The organism is Paraliobacillus ryukyuensis (assembly GCF_003315295.1).
Lineage (GTDB): Bacteria > Bacillota > Bacilli > Bacillales > Amphibacillaceae > Paraliobacillus > Paraliobacillus ryukyuensis.
The window spans coordinates 1-4,826 of record NZ_QNRI01000024.1 but is presented as its reverse complement, the minus strand read 5'-3'; the positions used below and the strand labels follow the sequence as shown (position 1 = coordinate 4,826).

At 34.5% G+C, this 4,826-nt stretch carries 5 protein-coding genes and 1 pseudogene; all 6 read right to left on the bottom strand.

Going from position 1 to position 4,826, the window contains the following annotated elements; all coding sequences use genetic code 11:
• Positions 1-176: 176 nt before the first annotated feature.
• Positions 177-1,043, bottom strand: coding sequence for a YitT family protein (locus DES48_RS15605; RefSeq protein WP_113870219.1), 867 nt, complete (start codon positions 1,041-1,043; stop codon positions 177-179).
• A 268-nt stretch (positions 1,044-1,311) separates the two neighbouring features.
• Positions 1,312-2,106, bottom strand: a complete 795-nt coding sequence (locus tag DES48_RS15600; RefSeq protein WP_113870218.1) for a hypothetical protein — start codon at positions 2,104-2,106, stop codon at positions 1,312-1,314.
• A gap of 90 nt (positions 2,107-2,196) precedes the next feature.
• A complete protein-coding gene (locus DES48_RS15595) occupies positions 2,197-2,688 on the bottom strand; it encodes a GNAT family N-acetyltransferase (RefSeq protein WP_113870217.1) in 492 nt (163 codons plus the stop codon).
• Positions 2,689-3,119: 431 nt separating this feature from the next.
• A pseudogene (locus tag DES48_RS15590) lies at positions 3,120-3,479 on the bottom strand (recombinase family protein); the annotation flags it as partial.
• Positions 3,480-3,799: 320 nt separating this feature from the next.
• Complete coding sequence (locus DES48_RS15585; RefSeq protein WP_113870216.1) at positions 3,800-4,138, bottom strand: hypothetical protein; 339 nt, start codon at positions 4,136-4,138, stop codon at positions 3,800-3,802.
• A 16-nt stretch (positions 4,139-4,154) separates the two neighbouring features.
• Positions 4,155-4,826: polymorphic toxin type 50 domain-containing protein (locus DES48_RS16330; protein ID WP_245911509.1), on the bottom strand; the 672-nt coding region annotated here is incomplete at its 5' end.

Below are 4,826 nucleotides of genomic sequence, written 5' to 3'. Positions count from 1 at the left end.
AAATTTTTTTTTTTTTTTTTTTTTTTTAAAATTTAATTATAAAAAATTTTTTTTTTTTTTTATTTAAAAAAAAAAAAATAAAAAAAAAAAATTTAAAAATAAAAAAAAAAAAAAAAAAAAAAAAAAAAAAAAAAACCCATCACCGCATTAAAAATTATGCGGAAATAGGCCATTCGTCATGTTTTTTTAAATCCTTCTCCTAATACTTCACTTGCGTTCATCGTAACAATAAAAGCACCAGGATCAATTCGTTTTACCATTTGGGTTACTTTATTAAATTCATTTTGAGCTATAACACACATAATGATTTTACGACTTTCGTTGGTATAACCACCTTGTCCATCCCAAACTGTTACGCCTCGATCGACATCATCTAGAATGACTTGTCTGACTTGTTCAACATGCTCGGTAATAATCATTACGTTTTTCGAACGATTAAACCCAACTTGAACAAAGTCAATGGTCCTACTAGTAACAAACAAACCAATCAAAGCGTATAAACCTTGTTCAACCGAGAAGACAAGCGTTGCCGTAAATACGATCATGCCGTCAAATAAAGCGACACAAATTCCTAAGGGTAAAGGAATATATTTATGTAATAGCTGTGCAGCTAAGTCAATACCACCTGTCGAAGCTTTCCCTCGAAACACAATTCCTATTCCTACCCCTACACTCATACCACCAAAAATCGCGCCTAATAATGGATCAAGAGTAGCCGGCTCCATATCACTTGTAAGAAAGACAAAAAAAGGTAAAATGACAGTTCCAATTAATGTCTTTACACCAAAATTACGGCCTAGGATAAGAAGACCTGCGACAAATAACGGGATGTTTAACAGCCATTGTACAATCGAAGGCTCCCAATCAAATACCGCTTTTGTAATTGTACTTATCCCAGATACCCCACCAGAGGCAACGTTATTAGGTAATAAAAATAAATTAAATCCAATCGCAACAAAAAAAGAACCGATAATAACAAAACTATATTCTATTACTTGTAATAAGCCCATTGGTATCGGATCGCGACGATATTTTGCAATCATAACATTAACACTCCTACTATATTTCGACTTCAACCTTTAGGAGTATATCATTATTTGCAGCAATGCGACAACTCTGTTTCACAAGGGAACGTAATATGACAAAAGATGTTTAAAATTCTACTTCATTTCTATTTTTTTATTGTAAAATAGAAGTACCTATCACAGAACTTCCAATTACTTAACCCAGATAAAAGAGATGAAAACGATGGTTTACTCATTATTGAATCTTACTCAAGATAAAATGGAAGTCGATGGGCTGACACCATGTTCAAACCGTCTCCATATGTACCATTCGCCACTTTCCCATTTCTTTAAAACCTAACTCGTTGCAAACAGTGTGTATAATCCTGTCTCTTACAACTATGTAGGGAATTTTGTCGTCTCTTACTACCGAATGAATTATTCCAGTCAATACCGACTGTATATACTCTTTATTTTTTGATTGATTCAGAGCGTGTATACCACCAATCATCACTTTATCCTGCAGCTCTGCCGTAGTTAATGCACAAGCTACTATTTCGTTCTCGACTTCTAATATAAATGTTCTTCTTCCATCCGTGACGGACCTTTTTATGCTATCCGCCCCTCTTCTAACATCTTCTGGAGATTTCCGATAAAACTCTATTAATTTCTCCACATCATTTAAATCTGCCATACGTACGTTGCTATTGAGTTCGTGCTCGAATTGATTATTATCCAATTGCACCAGTTGGCCCCGCAGATCCATTTTAGTCTTGTAGCCTTTTAAGTATGGAATAAGCGATCTATCGCGTAGCAAATTATCATTTACTATGAAAGTCCCCTGATTCTGTGCTATCACTACTTCGCCAAATAATGCTAAATCTGTTTTAGGCGTATCACATATATACCACAATTGGTTATAGCGCATTAATACCCCTTCCAAATTTCCAGACCCATCAAATTGCCCCCAATATTTCACCATTTCTTGTTCCCTAGATAAATAATTTAGACTTGTAATGATAAAGAAATTGTACCCTGGATTTTTTTTGCATAAAGTTTCTATTTGCCCACGCTCTTTTTCACTAAGTATCTTCACTTGCATAATCCATTCCTCCTCTCCTACATTTCTATTTTGAAATTCATTATCCACCCTAGATTTGTTATTCAAAAGGAGCCCGTCGCTATTAGGCATTTATTCGATAACTTTTTCCAGTATATAACTTTCTTCTTCTCTATCGCCCGGTTTTAGAATTTTTATTACTTTGAAACCACACTTATTCACATAGAAATTATGATTTCTTTTAGAAAAACCCGGTGTTTCTGTCGTCCATTTTTTGGTTTCGGGATATCTACCTTCTATTTCCTTCCATACTTTCGTGCCTATTCCTTTATCTTGAAAAAGCGGATCAACAAATATGTTTCCTAAGTAATTGTTTCCATCTTCTCCGATCCAAAGGATGACAGCCCCAATAAGTTTATTTTCCATTAATATCTTGAAAGCTTGAGAAGATGAGTCCAATGCATATTTTGTTAAAAAAGTGCCATCGTCATAACCAGGCGGCCCTCCTTCCTCTATGCCCAAGTATTGCTTGCTATCCTCATCAAATGCTCTTTTCATGATATTCGTTAATGGTTTGATGTCAGTTGCATCTATCTTTTGAAATGCAACTTCGCTATGACTCATATGACAACACATCCTATCTTTTTTATTTTTAACATCCCCATTCATTTCAAGGTGAGTACGAAGATTATATAAAAGAAAGTGACATAATCGATCTAATTAAAATAATAATAGTCTTGCTGAAGTCTCTCTATAACATGCATCACATATTTATTATAATTAAAGTTTAGTCTATTGTTCGTTTCCGATTTAAGCCACTCTATAAGAGATCCCAACCACATTCTCTCAGCATATTCATGAACTTCATATCCTATATAGGATGACGTATCGTTATTCATGATAATCTTTAAAATATGATTTAAGCCACTCTCTGTCTTGGCTAGGGGGAAATTTGTTGGTAAAGGAAATGGTCGCCAAATCTAAAATACATCGCCAATTCCAGAAAGATCCCAGTAAGTCACATGTAGCTTTGGCTTGTTGTATGGCCATATTAAGTTAAAACTGAAAAATGGCTGTTCAATACTTTTAATATCGCAGCCATATTTCTTTAGTTCTCGTTGAATCAGTACCTTGACAATATCTGACCGCCATAATCGGCTTGTGTTCAGCATCACCACATAATCAATTTGGACAGAAGAAAGGTGAGCCAACATCTCCTGTAAGCCCACCCTGTCTATTTCTAATGCTTCTTCATTTAGTTTTGCGCCACTAATTCCTTCATATCTAAAAATATGAATCAAGTTTAAGCCTTGTTCCTTACAGTATGCTTTAATTTCATCTTCTTGATATTTCAAGCTGCATCCATCTCTTTCCTGCCCTTGAGTGGAGACTCTTATATCCCCAACAATGTTCAACTTTTCACCATCCTGTTACGAAAATTAAAATTTATGTTACGCTTTTAAACGAATAGCGAGTATTATACGACCGTCTCTTGTAAAAACACAATCCAATTTTTGTCTGCCCTGATGCTAAACTAGTAACCTTCTTACGTAACCTACCTTTTATCGCCACGAGCTTTGTCATTCTCGTGTGCAAATGTAATCAATATCGTACATTTACTTACCATTAGACTTTTGATTCAATATTGGGCTATTTTTATCCATAAACTCTTTTAGTCAAGAAAAAACCTTGAAAGGCATGTAGCCCATCAAGGTAAAAGTTTGAATAGCAGCTATTATTTATATATTTCCCTTTCCCAAACTCTCTTTCCGTCGGTTAAAAATACTGAACTTGGTGGATCATCATAGAGAGAAATTTCAACTAATGATCCTTTTTTTTGTATTAACCAATTATATAAACTGCTTTCTTCACTAGTAGGGTGCGTTAAAATATCATTTACTTGAAATGTAACTGCATAATATTCCGTATAATTCACATCATCGTCATCCAACCCATTGTCTGTTTCAAAGAGTGTGTCTGGTTCACCAATAATTTTCAATCCACTATCCCACTCTATTATTAAGTCATTATCTTTATAATCTTTTAACGCTTGTATTAAAGGATCATATTCCATGTACATCCTCCTCTTATTACTTCTGTAATGGTTCTGAAGGCACTATATGAGCTCCATTTTTTCCATAATGAATCATTCCTCTAGTAGTTTCAAGGTATTCACTAATATCAAGATCATAGTATTTCCCAATTGGTTTACCAAAGTCTACTCTTTCTTTTTTACCGTTTGGCAGTAGTTGACCTTTCCCTGCAAACTTATCCAGCAATTCTTGTGCTGTTTTGTTATCGCCATAGAAAATACTTTTGTTTTTTCCATTTGCTATTTCTTGTTTGTAATTTGGAGTATTAGGAATATGTTTCTCTTGAGCACCTGGCTTTACTTTAACTGGGAATCCATTAACTTCTCTATAAGGTCCTTTTGGTACTGAATTCTTTCCATAAGAAGGGACAGCATCACCCGTATCCTTAGTAACTGTTGCTTTATTATTTATTTTACCATTAACAGAATTACTTGTCGTTTTCACGTTATTCTTTATCTTACTAACTTGCATTTTAGAAAGAGAGAAGCGTCTACTTCCTCTCCAAGAAAAACCAGAAGATACCACCCCGAATATGATAGTCGCAGATTGAATTTTAGATATTTCTTTTCCAGTAAAATAATCGTAACCATCTTTGGCTGCTAAAATTTGTTCCACGCCTATATCTACATCTGGTTCTGGTCCTTCTAACTTGATCTCTCCATTTTTAAG